Source organism: Edwardsiella piscicida (genome assembly GCF_001896205.1).
GTDB lineage: Bacteria > Pseudomonadota > Gammaproteobacteria > Enterobacterales > Enterobacteriaceae > Edwardsiella > Edwardsiella piscicida.
Map to the genome: position 1 here is coordinate 826,295 of NZ_MPNU01000001.1, position 17,259 is coordinate 843,553.

General features: G+C 61.6%; 15 protein-coding genes. 6 read left to right on the forward strand and 9 right to left on the reverse strand.

Features of this window, described 5'->3' with window-relative positions; genetic code table 11:
* Positions 1-46: 46 nt before the first annotated feature.
* From folK to thpR, 6 genes are all read right to left on the reverse strand, one after another.
* Positions 47-550, reverse strand: coding sequence for a 2-amino-4-hydroxy-6-hydroxymethyldihydropteridine diphosphokinase (gene folK / locus BRD58_RS03660; RefSeq protein ID WP_073381592.1), 504 nt, complete (start codon positions 548-550; stop codon positions 47-49).
* The gene (gene pcnB / locus BRD58_RS03665) at positions 547-1,950 is read right to left on the reverse strand and encodes a polynucleotide adenylyltransferase PcnB (RefSeq protein WP_071840951.1); all 1,404 of its coding nucleotides are present in this window, start codon (positions 1,948-1,950) and stop codon (positions 547-549) included. The genes folK and pcnB overlap by 4 nt, the downstream gene beginning before the upstream one ends.
* A 118-nt stretch (positions 1,951-2,068) precedes the next feature.
* Positions 2,069-2,995: a tRNA glutamyl-Q(34) synthetase GluQRS gene (gluQRS, locus tag BRD58_RS03670; protein ID WP_073381594.1), complete on the reverse strand. Its 927-nt coding sequence runs from the start codon at positions 2,993-2,995 to the stop codon at positions 2,069-2,071.
* 127 nt (positions 2,996-3,122) lie between these two features.
* Positions 3,123-3,578 carry an RNA polymerase-binding protein DksA gene (dksA, locus tag BRD58_RS03675; protein ID WP_012847562.1) on the reverse strand — a complete coding sequence of 152 codons (456 nt, stop codon included), beginning with the start codon at positions 3,576-3,578 and terminating at the stop codon, positions 3,123-3,125.
* A gap of 195 nt (positions 3,579-3,773) precedes the next feature.
* Positions 3,774-4,478 (reverse strand): DNA/RNA nuclease SfsA, encoded by a 705-nt coding sequence (gene sfsA, locus BRD58_RS03685; protein ID WP_012847563.1) that lies wholly within the window; start codon positions 4,476-4,478, stop codon positions 3,774-3,776.
* A gap of 17 nt (positions 4,479-4,495) precedes the next feature.
* Positions 4,496-5,026 carry an RNA 2',3'-cyclic phosphodiesterase gene (thpR, locus tag BRD58_RS03690; protein WP_012847564.1) on the reverse strand — a complete coding sequence of 177 codons (531 nt, stop codon included), beginning with the start codon at positions 5,024-5,026 and terminating at the stop codon, positions 4,496-4,498.
* Between the two features lie 70 nt (positions 5,027-5,096).
* Between thpR and hrpB the strand changes: the two genes are divergently transcribed.
* Positions 5,097-7,580 carry an ATP-dependent helicase HrpB gene (gene hrpB / locus BRD58_RS03695; protein ID WP_236721616.1) on the forward strand — a complete coding sequence of 828 codons (2,484 nt, stop codon included), beginning with the start codon at positions 5,097-5,099 and terminating at the stop codon, positions 7,578-7,580.
* Between the two features lie 85 nt (positions 7,581-7,665).
* Entirely contained in the window at positions 7,666-10,149 is a 2,484-nt protein-coding gene (gene mrcB / locus BRD58_RS03700) for a bifunctional glycosyl transferase/transpeptidase (RefSeq protein WP_012847566.1), read from the forward strand.
* A 67-nt stretch (positions 10,150-10,216) separates the two neighbouring features.
* Here mrcB and BRD58_RS03705 read toward each other — a convergent pair whose 3' ends face one another.
* From BRD58_RS03705 to BRD58_RS03715, 3 genes are all read right to left on the reverse strand, one after another.
* Positions 10,217-11,344, reverse strand: a complete 1,128-nt coding sequence (locus BRD58_RS03705; RefSeq protein WP_015460982.1) for a porin — start codon at positions 11,342-11,344, stop codon at positions 10,217-10,219.
* Positions 11,345-11,940: 596 nt separating this feature from the next.
* A complete protein-coding gene (locus BRD58_RS03710) occupies positions 11,941-12,753 on the reverse strand; it encodes a DUF2076 domain-containing protein (protein WP_015460983.1) in 813 nt (270 codons plus the stop codon).
* Positions 12,754-13,008: 255 nt separating this feature from the next.
* Positions 13,009-14,025 carry an aminopeptidase gene (locus BRD58_RS03715; protein ID WP_012847570.1) on the reverse strand — a complete coding sequence of 339 codons (1,017 nt, stop codon included), beginning with the start codon at positions 14,023-14,025 and terminating at the stop codon, positions 13,009-13,011.
* Positions 14,026-14,468: 443 nt separating this feature from the next.
* On the opposite strand from BRD58_RS03715, the gene BRD58_RS03720 reads away from it, so the two are divergent.
* The 4 genes from BRD58_RS03720 (at position 14,469) to thyA (ending at position 17,204) form a co-directional block, all read left to right on the forward strand.
* Complete coding sequence (locus BRD58_RS03720; protein ID WP_034168753.1) at positions 14,469-14,795, forward strand: DUF3561 family protein; 327 nt, start codon at positions 14,469-14,471, stop codon at positions 14,793-14,795.
* A gap of 120 nt (positions 14,796-14,915) precedes the next feature.
* Positions 14,916-15,284: a FlxA-like family protein gene (locus BRD58_RS03725; RefSeq protein ID WP_012847572.1), complete on the forward strand. Its 369-nt coding sequence runs from the start codon at positions 14,916-14,918 to the stop codon at positions 15,282-15,284.
* Between the two features lie 227 nt (positions 15,285-15,511).
* A complete protein-coding gene (gene lgt / locus BRD58_RS03730) occupies positions 15,512-16,381 on the forward strand; it encodes a prolipoprotein diacylglyceryl transferase (RefSeq protein WP_012847573.1) in 870 nt (289 codons plus the stop codon).
* Positions 16,382-16,409: 28 nt separating this feature from the next.
* Positions 16,410-17,204 carry a thymidylate synthase gene (gene thyA, locus BRD58_RS03735; RefSeq protein WP_012847574.1) on the forward strand — a complete coding sequence of 265 codons (795 nt, stop codon included), beginning with the start codon at positions 16,410-16,412 and terminating at the stop codon, positions 17,202-17,204.
* Positions 17,205-17,259: the final 55 nt, after the last annotated feature.

A 17,259-nucleotide genomic window follows, 5' to 3' on the forward strand; every position in this document is an offset into this window, starting at 1 on the left:
TGGGAGAGGCGGAGAGAAAGGCGGCCCGCGGTGCGGACCGCGCGGTTCAGGCCGGCGTGTCCTGCGCGGGTAGGACGATCAGGGTATCCGCATCGTGCAGGCGGGCGATGACATCGCGCAGCGCCTCGCCGTCGGGAAAGCGCAGATCGGGGGCGATCTCCGCCAGCGGCACCAGCATAAAGCTGCGGTTTTTCATGTCGTAGTGGGGCACCGTCAGGCGCTCGCTGTGGATAACCTGCTCACCAAACAGCATGATATCCACATCCAGCGTACGCGGTCCCCAGCGCTCGGCCTTGCGTTCCCGCCCCTGCAGACGCTCAATGCGCTGGGTGCAGTCCAGCAGGGCCTCGGGCGATAGCGCGGTCTCCAGCACGACGGCGGCGTTGACGTAGTCAGGCTGATCCTGCGGCCCGAGGGGACGGGTGCGGTACAGGGACGAGGCGGCCAGGAGACGGCACTGCGGCAGCGCCGCCAGCGCATGAATGGCCTGCCGCACCTGACGGTGCGGTTCGGCTAAGTTGCTGCCCAGCGCGAGGTAGACCGGGGTCATGCACCGCTGCCTTCGCGGCGCGGCGTTCTCCGGCGCGGTCTGCGGCGACGGCGGGCGGCGTTACCGTCGCTATCGTCGTCCAGGGTATTAACCATGGCCTTTTGCTGGGAGACGCTGGCGGCCTGGAAGGAGCCCCACCAGTCCGCCAGGCGCTGCAGCTCGGCGCTGTGTTCGGCCTCGGCGCGCAGCGCCAGCAGATCGTAAGCGGCGCGGAACTTGGGCTGCTCCAGCAGCTTATGGGCGCGCTTACCCTGACGGCGCGATAGGCGCAGCTGCAGCGTCCAGATATCGCGGATCAGGGCGGTGATGCGCTTGGGGATCGCCAGAGAGCGGCATTGCTCATCCAGGATGTCGTTCATCGCCAGGGCGAACGCATCGTGATAGGTCAGCCCCCCCTCTTGAGTGAGCTTTTGCGCCAGCTCGATCAGCGGATACCACAGCATCGCGGCAAACAGAAACGCCGGGTTGACCCGCATATCGTTCTGAATACGGTGATCGGTGTTCTTCAGCACCTGGGCCAGGATCTTCTCCATCGGGCTATCGCCGTTAGGGGTAAAGTGGCGGCAGATCACCGGGAACAGCGGCTGGAACAGCTGGTATTCGCGCAGCTTCAGATAGGTTTCATAGCCATAGCCCGCCTGCAGCAGCTTCAGCGCCTCTTCAAACAGGCGCGCGGCGGGGATATCGCGCAGCAGCGATGCCAGATGGGCGATGGGCGCCGCTGTTTCCGGGCTGATGGACATCTGCAGCTTGGCGGCGAAGCGTACCGCCCGCAGCATGCGCACCGGATCCTCTCGGTAGCGCGTCTCGGGATCGCCGATCAGCCGGATTTGCCCGGCGCGCAGATCGTTCAGGCCACCGGTATAGTCACGGACGCTGAAGTCGGCCACGCTGTAGTAGAGGCTGTTAATGGTAAAGTCACGCCGCTGGGCGTCTTCTTCAATATTGCCGTAGACGTTATCGCGCAGCAGCATGCCATTTTTGCCCTGCTGGGCAATGTTTTTGCTTTCATCGGCATGTTCGTGATGGCCGCGGAAGGTGGCGACCTCAATGATCTCCGGCCCGAACATGACGTGCGCCAGACGAAAACGGCGTCCGACCAGGCGGCAGTTGCGGAACAGCTTACGCACTTGTTCCGGCGTGGCGTTGGTGGTCACGTCGAAATCTTTCGGGCGTTTGCCCAGCAGCAGATCGCGGACGCCGCCGCCGACCAGATAGGCTTCATAGCCTGATTTATTCAGACGGTACAGAACCTTCAGCGCATTTTCGCTGATTTGCTGGCGCGAGATTGTATGCTGATCACGCGGGATCACGCTCAGATGGGCGGACTCCTGCTCCGGTACGCTGTCCGTCTCGCGATTTAGCACTCTACGGCAAAAGTTGGCGACTCGGGTAAAAATGGTACACCTCGATAGTGTCTAGTAAATAGCTCCGTCATCGCTCAGGCGATCGCGCCAACGTGGGCGCGCTGAGGCCGATGGGGCATGGTGTGCAGAAAAATAAGCGGCTAATCATAGCTCACGCAGGGGAATTTGAGAATGGTGCAGACGGAATCGTTGTCGGCTGAGTGACCTGAAGCGGCACTTTTTCCAGTCGCCACTGGGCGACTGCCTGGGTTAACAGCGCCTCTGTGCTCAGATCGCGCAGCGCCGCGTCGGGCGTCTGCCCCAGAAACGTCAGCGCCTGCAGCAGCAGCGGGCGCGGATCGCCCAGCGGTATCGGCTGAGCATGATTCTGCTTGGAGAGCTTGTTGCCGTCATCGTTGAGCGCCAGCGGCAGGTGCAGATAGGCCGGCGCTTGCCACCCCAGCTGGCGATACAGCGCTATCTGACGCACCGTCGGCGCGATCAGATCGGCGCCGCGGACGATTTCATTGACGCCCTGGAAGTGATCGTCTGCCACCACCGCTAAATTATAGGCAAACAGGCCATCTCTGCGGTGGATGATAAAATCCTCGCACGCCAGCGCTGCATCGGCGTCGAGCCAGCCGCGCAGGCGATCGTGAAAGCCGTATACCGGCTGCGTCTGGCGCAGGCGCAGCGCCGCACCGGGCGCGCCTCGCCCCAGATCGCGGCAGTGTCCGTCATACAATCCCCCCAGCGCGTGAATGCGTTGGCGGGTACAGGTGCAGTAGTAGGCCAGCCCCTGGCGGTGCAGCTGATCCAGGATGGCGCGATAGGCCTCGTGGCGCTGCGACTGGTATAGCACCGGGCCATCCCAGCGTAGGCCATAGTGATCCAGGGCGCGCAGGATACGGTCGGCGGCGCCGGGGACTTCGCGCGGCGGATCGATATCTTCAATCCGTACCAACCAGCGGCCACCGCAGGCGCGCGCGCGCAGATAGCTGCCGAGGGCGGCAATCAGGGAACCAAAGTGCAGATCGCCGGAGGGGGAGGGCGCAAAGCGGCCGACGTACTCCGGGGGAGTGGGCAGGGAATATGACATGGTTAACTGCGACGTTTACGCCGGAAACGCTCCGGATCGTGGGTGCGCACGCCGCCCGCCGGTGTCCGCTGGCCGACAGCGTACAAAGGAAACGGGGCCCGGAGATGCGGGCCCCCCCGTTAGGGCTTTAGCCTGCCATCTGCTTTTCGCGGATTTCGGCCAGGGTCTTACAATCGATGCACAGATCGGCGGTCGGACGGGCTTCCAGACGGCGGATGCCGATCTCAACGCCGCAGGATTCGCAGAAACCGAAGTCATCATCTTCGATTTTCTGCAGCGTTTTCTCGATTTTTTTGATCAGCTTGCGCTCGCGATCGCGGTTACGCAGCTCCAGGCTGAACTCTTCTTCTTGGGTCGCGCGGTCGGCGGGATCCGGGAAGTTGGCAGCCTCTTCCTGCATATGGGATACGGTACGATCCACTTCATCCCTGAGCTGGTTACGCCATGCCTCAAGAATTCGCTTAAAGTGCGCCAGCTGGGCGTCGTTCATGTACTCCTCGCCCGGCTTTTCTTGATATGGCTCCACCCCAGCAATGGCGAGAATGCTCAAGGACGACGGTTTACGGTTTTGCCCTTCTTGCATGCTGCTTCTCCTAATAACACGCATTAGCGATCCCCAAACGGGGGAAAAAATCAGGCCGCTATAAATAACAGATGCGGTAGAGGTTGGCAATTATTCCTGTCTACGGCTTGACAAGGGTGTGAAGGGCGGCGTATTTAGCCGCGTTTCATCCTTTCCCACCGCGTAATGCCGACGATTTACCGCCGCGTGGCGCGCCTAAACCGTTACCGGCAGCGGCTGCGTGAGCCGGATGCCGGCGGGGCTTATCTGCGCGCCGTAGCAGAGAATTTCTACCCCGAGATCGCTCGCCTGGGCCAATAGTTGCGCATAGCGGGGATCGATGTGGCGGGCCGCCCGCACATGCGTAATCCCGCTGTGCAGCACGGCGAAAAACAGCACCGCCCGCACACCGCTTTGCACCTGATGCTGCAGTTCACGCAGATGCTTTTGCCCCCGCTCGGTGACCGCATCGGGGAAGTATCCGCACGCCGCCTGCAGCAGCGTGACTGACTTCACCTCAATATAGCAGTCGGGGCGATCTTCTGCCTGTAATAACAAGTCGATGCGGCTATTTTCTGCCCCATAGCGCACTTCGCTGCGTATTTTAGTGTAACCGGATACTTCGCCGATCTGCCGCTGTGCAATCGCCTCGTGCACCAGCGCGTTGGCGCGCAGGGTATTCACGCAGATCCAGTCTCCAGCCTGGGTATGGGTGAGCTCCCAGCTTGACGGATACTTGCGCTTAGGGTTGTCCGAGGTGGAGTACCACACCGTATCGCCCGGCGTGGCGCAGCCGGTCATCGCGCCGGTATTGGCGCAGTGCAGGGTGATGATTTGGCCGTCGGGACGGCGTACGTCGGCCAGAAAACGTTTATAGCGCTTGATCAGGATGGCGCTCTGCAGGGGAGGGGTGAACTGCATGGTGGGGCTCCTGTGGGTTAGTCATCGCGCCGCAGGGGCCAGCTGGCCAGCGGTTGATAGCGGGTGCGTCCCTGGGACTGCTGCGAGCTGAACAGGGAAAAGTGCGTTACGTCAAACGACCAGCGAAAGGTCGCCGCGGGGATCGCGACCGCCTGATAGGCGTGACGCAGCAGCGTGATATGCGGATGAAAGGGGAGCGGGCTCTGGTAGCAGCCGCTGCGCGCCGCCTGCGAGCGGAGCAGCTCCGCCAGCTGGATCAGTCCGCGCGGCGCCCGGCGCATACCCAGCCAGACCACGCCGGGGCGCGGCCACTGACCGGCGTCATCCAGCGTCAGGCTAAAGGGCGCCTGACGGATACGCCCGGCCAGCGTCTGCAGACGCTGCTGCTGTGCGCTGCCGACGTCGCCAAGAAAAGCCAGCGTCAGATGCAGGTTGGCGGCGGCGATCGGTCGTCCTGCCTGGGAAGAAAAGTGCTCGGCTCGCCACTGGATCAGCGTTTGCTGCAGCGGCGGCGGTAGCGGAATGGCAAAAAAAAGGCGTTGCTGCATGGTGGTTTCCCGTTAAGCGCATCGCCCGATGCTACAATGCGCGGCAGAAATTGTTAATACGCTGGGGCGAATGGCGTCGGCGCCGTTTACCCCGTCGCGAAAGAGAGTGGAGTCCACAGTGTCCTTATTACCCGTTGCCGCGGTGCTGCCCGATCTGCTTGCCGCCCTGCAGTCTGCCTCCCGGGTGCTGCTTAACGCCCCGACCGGGGCGGGAAAATCCACCTGGCTGCCGCTGCAGCTGCTGCAGTCTCCCTGCCTGAATGGGCGTATCGTGATGCTGGAGCCGCGGCGTTTGGCCGCGCGGACGGTGGCGCACCGGCTGGCGCAGCAGCTGGGCGAGCCGCTGGGCGCGACGGTTGGCTACCGGATGCGCGGAGAGCATCGGGTCGGTAAACATACCCGTCTGGAGGTCGTGACGGAGGGGGTTTTGACCCGCATGCTGCAGCGCGATCCGATGCTGGAAGGGGTGGCATTGGTGATCCTCGATGAGTTCCATGAGCGCAGCCTGCAGGCGGATCTGGCGCTGGCGCTGCTGCTGGATGTGCAGGCCGGGCTGCGGGACGATCTGCGGCTGCTGATTATGTCGGCGACCCTCGATGATGCCCGTCTGAAGACGCTGTTGCCCGATGCGCCGACCATTGTCTCCGCGGGGCGCAGCTATCCGGTGGTGCGTCACTATCATCCCATCTCCCCCCATGAACGCATTGAGCAGGCGGCCGCCGCCGCGGTGCTGAGCCTGATGAACCGGGAGAGCGGCTCGCTGCTGCTGTTTTTACCCGGGGTGGGCGAAATCCGCCGCTGCGCGGCGCTGCTGCAGGAGAGCGTCGCCGCGGATACCGACATCTGTCCCTTATACGGGGCGCTGTCGCTGGCCGAGCAGCAGCTGGCCATTGCGCCGGCGCCGACGGGGCGGCGCAAAGTGGTGCTGGCGACCAATATTGCGGAAACCAGCCTCACCATCGATGGCATTCGTCTGGTGGTCGATAGCGCGCTGGAGCGCGTCAGCCAGTTTGACGTGCGCAGCGGGCTGACGCGGCTGGTGACCCAGCGGGCGAGTCAGGCGTCGATGACCCAGCGCGCTGGGCGCGCCGGACGTCTGAGCGAGGGGATCTGCTGGCATCTGGTATCAGCTGAGCAGGCCGAGCGGGCCAGCGACTATGCCCAGGCCGAGATCCTGCGCAGCGATCTGAGCGCGCTATGGCTGGAGTTGCTCAGTTGGGGCTGCCGGGATGCCCAGCAGCTGACGTGGCTGGATGCGCCGCCGTCCGCGGCGCTGGGGGCGGCCCAGCGCCTGCTGCAACAGCTGGATGCGCTGGATCCGCAGGGGACGCTGAGTCCGCTGGGGCGAGAGATGGCTCGCACGGGCAGCGATCCGCGCCTGGCGGCGATGCTGTGCGCCGCCCGTGACGCCGGCGATGCGGCGTTGGCCTGTGCCGCCCTGCTGGCGGCGATTGTCGAGGAGCCGCCGCGTCAGGGGAGCGCCGATATGCGCCAGGCGCTCTACCATCCGCAGTCGCACTGGCGTCAGCGTGCGGCGCAGCTGGTTAAGCGTATGGGGGGGCGGACGGCGGAGGCCGATCTGGCGCAGGCGCCGCTGTGGCTGGCGCATGCCTATCCCGACCGGATCGCCGCCGCGCGCGGGCAGGATGGGCGCTATCTCCTGGCCAACGGACTGGGCGCGGCGCTGGAGGCGGACGATGCGCTGGGGCGGATGCCGGGGCTGATCGCCGCCTCGCTGCTGCAGGGAGCCTCCGGCGGCGAGTCGCGGATTCTGCTGGCGCTGCCCTGCGATCTGGCGTCGCTGGCGGCTCAGCTGCCGCACCTGGTCAGCGAAGGCACCGGCGTTGAGTGGGATGAGGCCAAAGGAACTCTGCGCGCCTGGCGTCGCGTCCAACTGGGGCGTCTGGTGCTGCGTGCGCAGCCGCTGGCCCGTCCCGATGAGGCGACGCTGGCGCAGGCGCTGTTGGAGTGGGTGCGTACGCAGGGGGTGGCCGCGCTGGGGTGGGACGAGGCGGCGACGCAGCTGCGTCTGCGTTTGATCTGTGCCCAGCGCTGGCTGCCCGAATATGCCTGGCCGGCGGTGGATGATGAGAGTCTGCTGGCGTCGCTGGCGCAGTGGCTGCTGCCCGCGCTGCACGGCGTCCGCGATCTGCGGGGGCTGCGTCAGATCGATCTGGCCGGGGCGCTGCTGCGACTGCTCGACTGGAACACGCGTCAGCGGCTGGATAGTGAGCTGCCGACTCATTACACTGTGCCGACCGGATCGCGTCTGGCGATTCGGTACTTTAGCGATAAACCGCCGGCGCTGGCGGTGCGTCTGCAGGAGATGTTCGGTGAGCGGGAGAGCCCGCGTATCGCACAGGGGCGCGTTGCGCTGGTGCTGGAGCTGTTGTCTCCGGCGCAGCGGCCGCTGCAGATCACCCGCGATCTGGCGGGATTCTGGCAGGGCGCCTATCGTGAAGTACAGAAAGAGATGAAGGGGCGCTATCCCAAGCACGTCTGGCCGGACGATCCGGCCAACGCGCAGCCGACCCGGCGCACCAAGCGACATTAATTTTCAGAGCGTTCCCCTGTTGTTAGCGGGGGACACAGGCGCATATTAGGCGGCTTAGGCCGCATTACAGCCGGAGAAACAGGATATGTCTGGGGACGATCGCCAGCCAATCGGGCGTAAAGGTAAAAAACGGGCGGCGCAGCCGCCACGCGGAGAGCCTGCGCGCCGCCGCCGTCGTTATGACGAGGATGACTACGACGAGGATGACCAGGCGCGTGAGGAGAGTGATGATGACGGATATGATGACGATGATGAGGGTGATGTGGCGCGCAAACAGGTAAAACGTTCCCGTCGGCGCCGCGTGCTGTGGCTGCTGTTCCGTCTGGCGCTGGTCGCGCTGATCGTCATCGGCGCCTATGGGGTCTATCTCGATCAGCAGATCCGCAGCCGTATCGACGGTAAAGTCTGGCAGCTGCCGGCCGCCGTGTATGGCCGGATGGTCAGCCTTGAGCCGGGGATGAACTACAGCAAAAAAGAGATGGTCAATCTGCTGGAGGGCATGCAGTACCGGGAGGTGAGCCGCATCACCCGTCCCGGCGAGTTTACCGTTTCGGGCAGCAGTATCGATATGCTGCGTCGTCCCTTTGATTTTCCTGATGGAAAAGAGGGGCAGATCCACGCTCGCCTGGTGTTTGACGCGGATGGCCTGAGCGAAATTGTCAATCTGGAGAATAAGCGCCAGTTTGGCTTTTTCCGCCTCGATCCCCGGCTGATCACGATGCTGCAGTCGCCCAACGGCGAGCAGCGTCTGTTTGTGCCGCGCAACGGCTTCCCGACGCTGCTGGTGGATACCCTGCTGGCGACGGAGGATCGCCACTTCTATCAGCATGACGGCATCAGCTTCTACTCCATTGGTCGTGCGCTGCTGGCCAACCTGACGGCCGGCCGTACGGTGCAGGGGGGCAGTACCCTGACCCAGCAGCTGGTGAAAAACCTGTTCCTGAGCAATGAGCGTTCCCTGTGGCGCAAGCTTAACGAAGCCTATATGGCGCTGATCCTCGACTATCGCTACAGCAAGGATCGCATTCTGGAACTGTACCTCAACGAGGTGTACCTGGGGCAGAGCGGTAACGATCAGATCCGCGGTTTCCCGCTGGCCAGCCTGTATTACTTTGGCCGCCCGGTAGAGGAGCTGAGCCTGGATCAGCAGGCGCTGCTGGTGGGCATGGTCAAGGGGGCATCGCTGTATAACCCGTGGCGCAATCCCAAGCTGGCGCTGGAGCGGCGCAATGTGGTGCTGCACCTGCTGCTGGAGCAGAAGATCATCGATCAGGATCTGTACAACATGCTCAGCGCCCGTCCGCTCGGGGTCCAGCCCAAGGGGGGCGTCATCTCGCCTCAGCCTGCGTTTATGCAGCTGGTGCGTCAGGAGCTGCAGGCTAAGCTGGGCGATAAGGTACAGGACCTCTCCGGGGTGAAGATCTTTACCACCCTCGATCCTGTCTCGCAGGATGCGGCGGAAAAAGCCGTCGAGGCCGGTATTCCGGCGCTGCGCGCGGCGCGCCACCTCGACGATCTGGAGGCCGCCATGGTGGTGGTCGATCGCTTTAGCGGCGAGGTGCGTGCGATGGTGGGCGGCGCGCAGACCCAGTTTGCCGGCTTTAACCGCGCGATGGACGCCCGTCGTCTGATCGGCTCGCTGGCCAAGCCGCCGACCTATCTGACGGCGCTGAGTGAGCCGGTGAGCTACCGTCTGAATACCCCGCTGACGGATCAGCCGGTGTCGATCAAGCTCTCCAACGGCACCTACTGGGAGCCGAAGAACTACGATCGTCAGTACCGTGGGCAGGTGATGCTGATGACCGCGCTGGCGCAGTCGCTCAACGTACCGACGGTGAATTTGGGCATGGCGCTGGGGCTGGATAAGATCAGTGCGACCTGGCAACAGCTGGGCGTCCCGAAAAGCGTCATTGATCCGGTTCCCGCCATGCTGCTGGGCGCGATTAACCTGACGCCGATGGAGGTGGCTCAGGCCTATCAGACCATCGCCGCCGGCGGTAATCGGGCGACGCTGTCGGCGCTGCGTTCGGTGATCGCCGAGGACGGCACCGTACTGTATCAGAGCCTGCCCCAGGCGCAGAGCGTGGTGGCTCCGCAGGCAGCATACCTGACGCTGTATGCCATGCAGCAGGGGGTGGTGAGCGGAACCTCGCGGTCGCTGTCGGGTAAGTTTGGGCGCTACCATCTGGCGGCCAAGACCGGTACCACGAACGATCTGCGCGACAGCTGGTTTGCCGGCATTGACGGGAAGGAGGTCGCGATCACCTGGGTTGGGCGCGATAATAACGGCCCCTCCAAGTTGACCGGGGCCAGCGGTGCCCTGACCCTGTACCGCCGTTATCTGGAGAATCAGACGCCGCTGGCGCTGGATCTGGTGCCGCCGCAGGGGATCAGCATGGTAGGGATCGATGACGCCGGTAATTTCCAGTGCGGCAGCGGGCGTACCCTGCCGGTCTGGACCGACGATCCGCAGTCGCTGTGCAGTGCGCCGCCGCCGGCTGCCGCTGGCCAGGGGCAGGGCAGCGACGGTGTCGCCAGCTGGATCAAGGATATGTTTGGTCGTAACTGAGCCGGATAGCACAAGAGCATAAGAGCATAAGGCCTCCCGCGGGAGGCCTTGTTTATCATGGGCGAGATTAGAAATTATACTGAATGCCGACGCCCAGCTGGTTATCGGTATCAATGTTGTTATAGCCGCTGAACTCGTTATCTTTCAGCAGATTCACCTTATATTCTATATAGGTCACCATGTTTTTGTTCAGCGCAAACTCGGTGCCGATGCTGATGTAGTTGACCAGATCGCCAGACGCATTTTTCTGCGCTGCGTTGTCGCTATCCAGATTGAGGCCGCGCGACAGCACATAGCCCAGAGAGGGGCGCAGGCCGAAGTCGAACTGGTACTGGGCCACCGCCTCAATGTTCTGGGTCTTCTTCGCGATCAGGCTATTTTTGTTGAAGGGGGTCATATTGCGGGTTTCCGCGTACATGGCCGCCAGGTAGATATTATTCGCATCGTATTTGGCCGCGATGGTCCAAGCCTCGGCGTGCTCGCCCCTTGCGCCGCCCTGGGTTCCCGATGCCTGGGCCGTGGTGCGATCGGAGCTGCTATAGCCCGCCGCCAGACCGATGCCGAAGGGCAGTTCATAGGTGGCGGCGATCCCGGCGCCATCGCCGTTGTCGCGCCGCACAGAGGCGTCGCCGCGGTTGCCGGTGCCGCTCTGAATATCGTTGTCTTTAATCGTCCCCTCGTTCTTGCCCTGGTACTGCAGGGTGATATTCAGCCCCTCGATCTGACCGAAGAAGTCGCGGTTGCGGTAGGTGAGCAGGTTATTGGCGCGCCCGGTCATGTAGTTATCGGTCATGGCATAGGAGTCGCCGCCGTAGACCGGGAATACGTCGGTCAAGTTCTCTACATCTTTGAGTACGCCGTTATTGCGGCCATAGTCCAGCGAGCCAAACTGGGCGATATTCAGTCCCACGAAGCCCAGACGGGTATAGCTTTCGGGTTCGCCTTCGTGGCGGCTGGCTTTCGCCTGGAATTCCCAACGGGCATAGCCCGTCAGCATCGTGTTAATCTGGGTCTCCCCCTTAAAGCCGATACGCGCATAGCTGTCATCTCCCGCGCCGTCACCGGAGTAGAACTCTCCGGCGAGGCGGCCATAGATATCGACCTTATTGCCATTTTTATTATAAACCTCAGCCCCATGGGCCACGCCCGCCGCCAGTAATGCCGGAATAACCACTGCAAGGTATTTATATTTCATATCTTATCCTTGATGAATAATAATTATTTTAAATGGATGGTTAATGAGGGTGTTATAACCAAGGGCAGGATAATCGCCGGACACCAAAAATGGCACGATGACTCACTTCAATCTTATTGCATAATGTAATTTATATGCCTGTGGCTCTGGGGGTATCTATTTATTGTATTGATTTAAATTCGAATGGATTTATTTTATTGATTGTTTTGTCGCGGCGGCGTGGGGGTGGCCGCCCAGTCGATAGGGATGTTTCGCTGATGGCGCGGCTAAAATAGGGATGGTTATTTTTTGGTGAATGCTATTTTTGAATGAATTAATTATATAAATATTTAAATATCAAAATTAGGTTTTAGTCATTGCGTATATATTACCATGGTTTTTGCTATTAATGAAAATAATGGATTGATTGATGATGTTATACTTTATTTTGCCGCATTTTTTGGTGATAAATTTTGAGTAATGCTTAAATGTGGCGTTTATATTTTATCTCTGTCGATGATTAAAATTCTGGTGAATATATTTAAGTTTACATTTTGTTACAATGGTGCGCAGGCGTTCGCCGGGAAGCGGGTGATCTTCCCGGCAGGCGCTATGCCTTAGAAAAAGGAGGAGTCGTCGTCGTCACCGCCGCCAAAGAAGCCGCCGTCCTGCGGATCGGAAAAGCCGTTATCTTGGCCAAAGCCGCCGTTATTATCCTGACGCCAGTCGGCGTTCTGCCAATCGGCATCGTTCTGACCGTTGTCCTGGCCGCTGTCCTGTGCATCGGTGTTCTGAGCGTCATTGTTCTGGGGATCATTGCCCCGATCGGCGTCGCTGTTGGCGGCCTCCGGCGCGGGGTTGTCCTCAATGATATTGACGATCTCTTCCGGACGGCTCTGGTGGAACAGGCCGGTCAGCATATTGGCCATCACCATTCCTCCGGCGACGCCGGCCGCCGTCTGCAGCGCTCCGCCCAGGAAACTGCCTGCGCGAGAGGGGGCGGCAGGCGGCTGCTGGCCATATCCAGGCGCCGGCTGGCCATAGCCGGGCTGAGCATAGTTGGCTGCGCCAGGGATCGGCTGGCTGCCCAGCGGCGTACGGGCAGGGGCCGGCGCAGCGGATGCCGCCGCATCGCCGCCGCTCTGGCTGCCACCGCCGAACAGGCCGGCGAGGAAGCCGCCGCTGCTGCGCGGCTGGCTCTGAAGCTGGCTGACCTGCTGCTGCAGCTGTTCAACCTGTTGATTGAGGCGCTTGAGCGCGGCCTCCTGGATCAGCATCGCCTGCGCCATGTAATACGGGGCGGCCGGCTGCTTGGCCAGACAGGCCTGGATCAGCCGCTGTGCGTCGGCGTCGCGGGGACCGCTGCCGGCCTCAGCCTGCTGCAGACGGGAAAAAAGACCTTCAATGATACGTTGTTCTTCAGTTTGCATACTCTGCCTCAACACAGCGCCCGCCGTAGCGGGGTCGATAACGTTGGTGACCGGTAAAGCGGACAGGGGGCGAACAAAAACCTCCCGGCGGATCCGGGCGGTATTGCAGCGCACCGTGCTCAGGGGCGAACGGCCGCCGGCTCTCTGAGTAATGTAATGCCCAGATACAGCAACGCAATCCCTCTTTACCTAAAGCCACACTGCCTGATATTTCTCTACATTAGGATGCCCGCATCGGATACCGCGGCGGTGAGATCAGCGGGCCAGTTGCTCCAGCAGCGGCAGCAGGATCCGGACCCCCTCGCGGGTACGGGCTCGGATCCGCCCCGGCAGGTGCCGATCCAAATATTTCATATTGTCGTACTGGGGCTGATGCCAGCTGGTGCCCTGCGCAAACAGGCTGCCGCCGTGGCGGGTCTGACGCGTCGGATCTTGGCTATCCGCGGCAGAGAGCAGCAGCAGCGGCAGCCCGGCCTGAGAAAACAGCGCCATCCCCTCGTTCTGGGGCGTAGACTGACCCAGCGCCGCGCTGTCGCCGCGCGCGATGCGGATGCCGTCGCGTTTGGCCAGCTGCAGCAGACGATCGCGGCTGCGCTCGGCCAGCGCCTGGCTGTTGCTGGTGGCGAGCAGCCTATCGCCGCTGATCAGCGAATCTATGCCGATCACTAGCAGGGTATTTTTCTTCTCCTCCGGCGTCATACGGCTAAGGTAGTTTTCGATCCCCTTGCCGCCGAGCTCCTGCGCGCTCAGCGCCAGAAAGCGGATGCCGACCTGGGTTTTTACCGGGCGTAGGCGCTCGGCCAGCTCCAGCATGACGCCGACGCCGGAGGCGTTATCATCGACCCCCTGGAGCGTCAGCCCACCCAAATTATGGTTAACGTCGTCATCGCTCTGCGGGGTAAAGGTATCCAGATGGGCGACGATCAGGATCTGCTTATCGCCGTGGCCCGCTTTTGCGGCGATCACCGAGGTGGCGGTAACGTTGTGCCAGCTGTTTTTACCGTTGCTGTCGCGGTACAGATAGCGGGTCTTAAAGTCACGCAGGTTGCTGTCGTAGCCCATCTGACGGAAGCGCTGGTTGACATAGTCGGCCATCATCAGCTCGGCGGGGCTGCCCGCCATGCGGCCGGGAAAATAGGTGGCGATATGGCGCACTTCCTGATCGGCGATTTTTCCAATGGGCTGGTGGGTCTGGGCGCTGACCGGCGCGACGAGCGCGCAGCCCAGGCAGAGCGCGGCCAGGGAGAGAGAGTTTCTGCAGCGGGAAAGCATGAGTCGGGCGTCCTTTGTATCTGTCTGTCGATGGCGCGTCACACGTCGGCAGGGGCATTCATCTGCCAAATATTATCGCCTGTGGCAGGGGATTAAACAATTTCTTGCGCAGACAAAGAGGGAAAAATCGCGGGCGTCGGGCGGGCGTAAAGGGGAGAGGGCGTTTCCCCCGGGCGCGATGCCTCCGTACGGCACCGTTGAGGCGGCGGAGACCGCCGCCGGGCGCCGCGCGAAGGGGAACAATTGGTAACAAATTTGGCCGTGCAAATGTTAGACGTTTTGGCCTTCGGCGGTATCATCAGCGCATATGCCAGCGTGAGTCTGAGGCCGTACGGCGCTGGCATTCGGTGTTGCGCCTGTCGGCCCTGTTTTGCCCGGCGCGCAGCGGTAAGGCCGATCGCCTTTCCGCGTATGTGAACGCTTTGCTGCCGCAGGATACGGGTATGCTGATTAATGCCGCCAACAGGTCGGCCGATGAACTGACCACCGCCGAACGCGAAGAGCCCTCTTACGCCTTCAGCGGTGGCGTGTTGGGGTTTGTTTTCTATTGGCTGGCGTTCGCGCTGCCCTTTGTCGTTTACGGCACCAATACGCTGCTGTTTATGCTGTACACCTGGCCCTTCTTCCTGGCGCTGCTGCCGGTGTCGGTGCTGGTGGGGATTCTGATCCACCGTCTGCTCTCCGGCCGTTTGCTGTTCAGCGTGCCGCTGTGCGCCCTGCTGGTGGTCACCCTGTTCTGGCAAACCTTTTCTCTGCTGAGTGGCTGGTAAGCGGGGGAGGTTGTCCTACGTTCGCGCCGCTCGCCGGCTATCAAGTTCTCTCGCCGTTTTCCGATAATGCGTTGGGATGGATATATCCCGTGACGATCAAAACACGATAAGGAAGAGAGCATGACGGCCATTACTATGGCGGCCCCTTCGCCTGCGGCGGATACGCAGGGCAGCGGCGCCAGCGCGGCGGCAGGCGGCGGTATTGCGGGACGTATCGCTCAGCTGCAGAAAGCGATAGCGGGGCTACAGAAACAGCTGGGCAAGCTGGCGGACTCACCGTTGCCGCTGGAAGATAAGCGGCGCCAGCAGGAGATGATCCAAGATCAGATCAAGATGCTGCAGGCGGAGATCGCCCGTCTGCGTCAGCAGGCGAGCGAGGCGCAGCAGATGACGGGCAGCCTTTCCGCCGAGAACGGCGCCGATCCTGCGCGGCGCGGCGATGGCGTAAACCGCCCCCGAGCGGGGCGTGCGGTCGACGTATATATCTAGCCTACGCCGAGCGCGACGGCGGATCGCGACCCGGCCGCGCAGACTTTTGCGCCACGGCGTCGGATGATGCGTGGTAAGTCGATCCTTTCGGCCGCGATCCGTCGTGGGGCGATACGCTTTTTTACATAACTTTATCGTTACGCATACACCGGTCACCCCACTTTCCTATGTTATGATGCGCCACTTGAGCATTTTATACGGTTTCTCAGACAGTATTGTGGTGACAGATGACGAACTATCTGCATTTTCCCAGTTTTGACCCGGTGATTTTCTCCATCGGTCCGGTAGCGCTGCACTGGTATGGCTTGATGTATCTGGTGGGCTTTGTCTTTGCCATGTGGCTGGCGGTGCGTCGGGCCAACCGGCCGGGCAGCGGCTGGACCAAAGACGAAGTCGAAAACCTGCTGTACGCCTGTTTCCTCGGGGTATTCCTCGGTGGGCGTATCGGCTATGTCCTGTTCTATAACCTGCCGCTGTTTATTGATAACCCCCTGTATCTGTTTAAGGTCTGGGATGGCGGAATGTCTTTCCACGGCGGTCTGATCGGGGTGATCCTGGCTATGCTGTGGTTTGCCCGTCGTACCAAGCGCACCTTCTTCCAGGTTTCTGACTTTATTGCGCCGCTGGTGCCGTTTGGTCTGGGCGCGGGGCGTCTGGGCAACTTTATTAACGGCGAGCTGTGGGGCCGCGTCACCCTGGATACGCCTTGGGCGATGCTGTTCCCTGGCTCCAGCAGCGAGGATATGCAGCTGGCGGCGACCCACCCGCAGTGGCAGGCGGTGTATAACCACTTTGGCCTGCTGCCGCGCCACCCGTCGCAGCTGTATGAGCTGTTACTGGAAGGGGTCGTGCTGTTTATTATCCTGAACCTGTTTATTCGCAAGCCGCGCCCGATGGGCAGCGTCTCCGGGCTGTTCCTGGTGGGCTACGGCGCCTTCCGTATTATCTGTGAGTTTTTCCGCCAGCCGGATGCGCAGCTCGGCCTGTTTGACGGGGTGATCAGCATGGGGCAGATTCTCTCCATACCGATGATCGTGGTCGGCGTTATCATGATGGTGTGGGCCTATCGTCATTCGCCGCGCGCGCAGGCGTCCTGATTTTTTTACGTAGAGAGTTAGAGGTGACATGAAACAGTATCTGGATTTGATGAGAAAAGTGCTGGCAGAGGGGACACCCAAGGCCGATCGTACCGGCACCGGCACCCTGTCGATTTTTGGCCATCAGATGCGTTTCAATCTGCAGCAGGGTTTTCCCTTGGTGACCACCAAGAAGTGCCACCTGCGCTCGATCATTCATGAGCTGCTGTGGTTCCTTAACGGGGAAACCAACGTCAAGTACCTGCATGAGAATAACGTCACCATTTGGGACGAGTGGGCTGATGAGAACGGCGATCTCGGCCCGGTATATGGCAAACAGTGGCGTGCCTGGGGCTGCGCCGACGGCCGCCAGGTGGATCAGATTCGTCAGGTGATGGAGCAGCTGCGCCAGGATCCCGATTCGCGGCGGATCATCGTGTCGGCCTGGAACGTGGGCGAGCTGGATCAGATGGCGCTGGCGCCTTGCCACGCCTTTTTCCAGTTCTATGTCGCCGACGGCCGCCTCTCGTGCCAGCTGTATCAGCGATCCTGCGACGTCTTCCTGGGGCTGCCGTTCAATATCGCCAGCTATGCGCTGCTGGTTCATATGATGGCGCAGCAGCTGGATCTGCAGGTGGGCGACTTTGTCTGGACCGGCGGGGATACCCATCTGTACAGCAACCATATGGAGCAGACGGCGCTGCAGTTGACCCGTGAGCCGCGTGCGCTGCCGCGCCTGGTGCTGGCGCGCCGTCCCGCGTCGATTTTCGACTATCGCTTCGAGGACTTCATCATCGAAGGCTATGATCCACACCCGGCGATTAAGGCCCCCGTCGCCGTGTGATGCGCAGCGACGCTCACGCCTCTGTAAACGCCGGCCCTGCGCCGGCGTTTTTTAT

What these genes read in the sequence shown, in the direction of transcription:
- thyA (WP_012847574.1), top strand. Translation starts at nt 16,410, where the DNA reads ATGAAACAGTATCTGGATTTGATGAGAAAAGTGCTGGCAGAGGGGACA.
- folK (WP_073381592.1), bottom strand. Translation starts at nt 550, where the DNA reads ATGACCCCGGTCTACCTCGCGCTGGGCAGCAACTTAGCCGAACCGCAC.
- mrcB (WP_012847566.1), top strand. Translation starts at nt 7,666, where the DNA reads ATGTCTGGGGACGATCGCCAGCCAATCGGGCGTAAAGGTAAAAAACGG.
- hrpB (WP_236721616.1), top strand. Translation starts at nt 5,097, where the DNA reads ATGGCGTCGGCGCCGTTTACCCCGTCGCGAAAGAGAGTGGAGTCCACA.
- dksA (WP_012847562.1), bottom strand. Translation starts at nt 3,578, where the DNA reads ATGCAAGAAGGGCAAAACCGTAAACCGTCGTCCTTGAGCATTCTCGCC.
- gluQRS (WP_073381594.1), bottom strand. Translation starts at nt 2,995, where the DNA reads ATGTCATATTCCCTGCCCACTCCCCCGGAGTACGTCGGCCGCTTTGCG.
- BRD58_RS03705 (WP_015460982.1), bottom strand. Translation starts at nt 11,344, where the DNA reads ATGAAATATAAATACCTTGCAGTGGTTATTCCGGCATTACTGGCGGCG.
- BRD58_RS03715 (WP_012847570.1), bottom strand. Translation starts at nt 14,025, where the DNA reads ATGCTTTCCCGCTGCAGAAACTCTCTCTCCCTGGCCGCGCTCTGCCTG.
- sfsA (WP_012847563.1), bottom strand. Translation starts at nt 4,478, where the DNA reads ATGCAGTTCACCCCTCCCCTGCAGAGCGCCATCCTGATCAAGCGCTAT.
- BRD58_RS03725 (WP_012847572.1), top strand. Translation starts at nt 14,916, where the DNA reads ATGACGGCCATTACTATGGCGGCCCCTTCGCCTGCGGCGGATACGCAG.
- lgt (WP_012847573.1), top strand. Translation starts at nt 15,512, where the DNA reads ATGACGAACTATCTGCATTTTCCCAGTTTTGACCCGGTGATTTTCTCC.
- thpR (WP_012847564.1), bottom strand. Translation starts at nt 5,026, where the DNA reads ATGCAGCAACGCCTTTTTTTTGCCATTCCGCTACCGCCGCCGCTGCAG.
- BRD58_RS03720 (WP_034168753.1), top strand. Translation starts at nt 14,469, where the DNA reads ATGCTGATTAATGCCGCCAACAGGTCGGCCGATGAACTGACCACCGCC.
- BRD58_RS03710 (WP_015460983.1), bottom strand. Translation starts at nt 12,753, where the DNA reads ATGCAAACTGAAGAACAACGTATCATTGAAGGTCTTTTTTCCCGTCTG.